This window comes from Bradyrhizobium sp. (genome assembly GCF_019244115.1).
Classification (GTDB): Bacteria; Pseudomonadota; Alphaproteobacteria; order Rhizobiales; family Xanthobacteraceae; genus Bradyrhizobium.
This window is the reverse complement of record NZ_JAFATE010000480.1, coordinates 1-2,806: the sequence shown is the minus strand read 5'-3', so window position 1 is coordinate 2,806 and position 2,806 is coordinate 1. Positions and strand designations below refer to the sequence as shown.

The following is a 2,806-nucleotide window of genomic DNA, read 5'->3' as shown; positions in this document are numbered from 1 at the left end:
CGATCGCCGTGCGACGTGAGCGGTTGCCTTTGCTAAGGCGTTTGGCACGGACCTCTATGTAGTCCCCGGCATAAACCGGCTTGAAGAACTCGGCCTTCTCGTAAGCGGCGAGATACCCGTCCGTGCCATCATAGCGAATGCCGAGCTCCGAAGCGCAATCGGCGAAGAGCCTCATGATGGTCGCTGCGGGGATGAGGCCGTTTGGATAATGAGTATCGTGGAGCCCGAGCCTGATCCGCAAATACCCCTCGTATTCCTTTTCGTCGGCCATACCTTCCTCCATGCTCGCGGGTTAACCCAGGATGCGATCGAGCAGCGCCTCGGCGTTCTTCTTGAGATACTTCTCCAGCACCGAGTCCTTGAGATTCAGGAGTGGAATTTCTTGCATCAGACGGTCGTGCGACAGCATCGGCCAGTCCGAACCGAATAGGATGCGGTCCTGCAGCACCGAGTTCATGAATTACCGCATCGGCTGCCAGCCACCCTCGGCCGACGCGAGATAGCGCGGCGCGATGGCGCCGAACTCAAGATACACGTTGGGGTGCTTCCAGGCGACCGCAACGGTCTCGGCCGCCCAAGGCCAGCCGCCGTGGTTGCAGATGATTATGAGCTCGGGATAGTGGCAGGCGAGCTCGTCAACGAAGCTCGGGTGCCCGTGTCGGATCGGGCTGTTGGTCGAGAAATTGACACCGACATGAATGCCGACCGGCATGCCGAGCTCGGCCGCCTTGGCATAGAACGGCCAGCAGCGCTTGTCGGCGATGTCCATGTTGAAGAAATCGGCCATCATGGCAAGTCCGCGTAGGCCGAGTTCGCGGTGGAAGCGGTCAATCTCGCGAAGCGCAGCTAGACCATCATGAGGGTTGGCCGAACCGAATCCGGCTAGGAAGCAATCGGGATTACGCGCGATGACGGCGGCAACGCGATCGTTCCACCCCGCGGCTGACCCCGCAACCGGCTCTGACTGCACGACCGCCTTGATTTTGTGGCGGCGCAGATCGGCGACAAGGCTCGCATGCGTATGCGAATCGCGCGACTTCTCGCCGTAGACCCGATCGTAGCCCTTGAGCGCCGCCGCCCGTTGGGGCGGCGGCTCGTCGTCGCTCCAGCGCCACGACGGCTGCACCCGCATATCGATGGCGGCGAGGCCGGCGGTCCCGCCCGTCATGCAGCTCCTCCCTTGCCGGCCCGTCGTGCCTCGCCGCGCACCCGAAGCCATTCGGCGGTGGCGAACGCGACGACCGCAAAAGCGAGGAGCAGGGTCGAAACGGCGGCGATTGTCGGATTGATCTCGGTTCTGAGATAGTTGAACATCCGCAGCGGCAGCGTCGTGCCGGCGCCGCCGCCGATAAAAATTACCATAATGACCTCGTCCCACGAGGCAATGAACGCGAAGATCGCCGCGGCGAAGAGGCTTGGCCGTAGGATGGGCAAGGTCACACGCCGGAACGTCGAGGCCGCCCCTGCGCCCATCGTGTAGGACGCCTCCTCCAACCTTCGGTCAATGCGCTGGAACCCAGCCACCATCAGCACGATCGTGAAGGGCAGCGCGCCAATCGTATGCGCAAGCACGATGCCGATAAAACTACCAATCAGGTGGAACGAGACGTAGACGCTGTAGACGGCGACCGCCACCACTACCGACGGCACAATGAGAGGCGTCATCAGGACCATGCGGATAAAGCCGATTCCGGGAAATGGCCTCCGCACGATGACGAATGCAGCAAGCGAGCCGATGCCGACCGCGAGCAAGACGACACAAAGGGCGATTTCGACGCTGAGGACGGTGGCATCGATCCATTGTGGATCGCCGAAATAATCCTGGTACCACTGGAGGGAAAAGCCAGGGGGCGGAAATTGCAGATACATGCCGGCGCTGAACGACACCGGCACCACGATGAGCAGCGGGACGAATAGGAACGCGAAGACGGCCCCGGCATAGATCCAAAGCAAAGCGTTGGGAAGGCGCCTGCGCATCAGGATTGAGGCCCGACGTTCCGAAACAACCGGTCGAACCCAAAGAGCCGGTCGTAGGACGCGAAGAGCGCGATGACGATCGCGACGAGGATTACCGCCATGGCGGTACCCTCGCCCCAATTCAGCTGTTGGATCTGCTGCTGGATATAGACCGAGATCGTCGTCTCCCGCGGGCTGCCGAGCAGCGCCGGGGTGATGTAGAAGCCCATCCCCAGGATGAAGACGAGCAGGCAGCCGGAATAGACGCCGGGCAGCGAGAGCGGCAGGTAGATGCGCCAGAAGGTCTGGCTGAAGGACGACCCCATCGAGCTCGCAGCTTCGATCAGACTGCGGTCAATCGCGATCATCGTGGAGTAGAGTGACAGCACCATAAAAGGCAGCAAGAAGTGGCTCATGCCGACGATCACGGCAAAGCGGTTGTAGAGCAGCGGATAGGGCGTGGCGGTGAGCCCCATGCCGATCACCGCTTCATTGATGATGCCGTGCCGGCCGAGGAGCACCATCCAGGCGTACATGCGCACGAGCAGACTGGTCCAGAACGGCAGCAGCACAAACATCATCAGCAGATTGGCGCGCGGCCGCGGTAGCCGGCTGAGGAGGTAACTGACCGGATAAGCAAGCACTAAGGTCGCGATGGTGCATTGCGCGCTAATGATGAGGGTCGTCTCGATGATCTGCCACAGAGTCGGATCGGTCAGTACGGTGACGTAGTTCGCAAACCCCGGTGTCGGGTCGAGGAAGCTTTCCACGATGAGGCGGAGCAGGGGATAGAGGAACAGTAGCAGGACTAGGGCCAGGCCGGGCGCGAGCAGGATGAACGGCAGGAGCT

Annotated in this window: 3 protein-coding genes and 1 pseudogene; all 4 read right to left on the bottom strand. The window is 61.6% G+C overall.

Annotated elements, in window-relative coordinates:
* Window positions 1-271, bottom strand: a 271-nt coding sequence (locus tag JOZ76_RS21140) for a hotdog fold domain-containing protein (protein ID WP_291701489.1), incomplete at its 3' end; no start/stop codon positions are given.
* A gap of 21 nt (window positions 272-292) precedes the next feature.
* Window positions 293-1,132 (bottom strand): annotated as a pseudogene (locus JOZ76_RS21135) (amidohydrolase family protein).
* A 32-nt stretch (window positions 1,133-1,164) separates the two neighbouring features.
* Window positions 1,165-1,977 carry an ABC transporter permease gene (locus JOZ76_RS21130; protein ID WP_291701487.1) on the bottom strand — a complete coding sequence of 271 codons (813 nt, stop codon included), beginning with the start codon at window positions 1,975-1,977 and terminating at the stop codon, window positions 1,165-1,167.
* On the bottom strand, window positions 1,977-2,806 hold an 830-nt coding region (locus JOZ76_RS21125), incomplete at its 5' end, for an ABC transporter permease (protein ID WP_291701485.1). The genes JOZ76_RS21125 and JOZ76_RS21130, both read right to left, overlap by 1 nt.

Excerpts from the sequence above, each read along its gene's own strand:
- JOZ76_RS21130 (WP_291701487.1), bottom strand. The coding sequence starts at position 1,977 with ATGCGCAGGCGCCTTCCCAACGCTTTGCTTTGGATCTATGCCGGGGCC.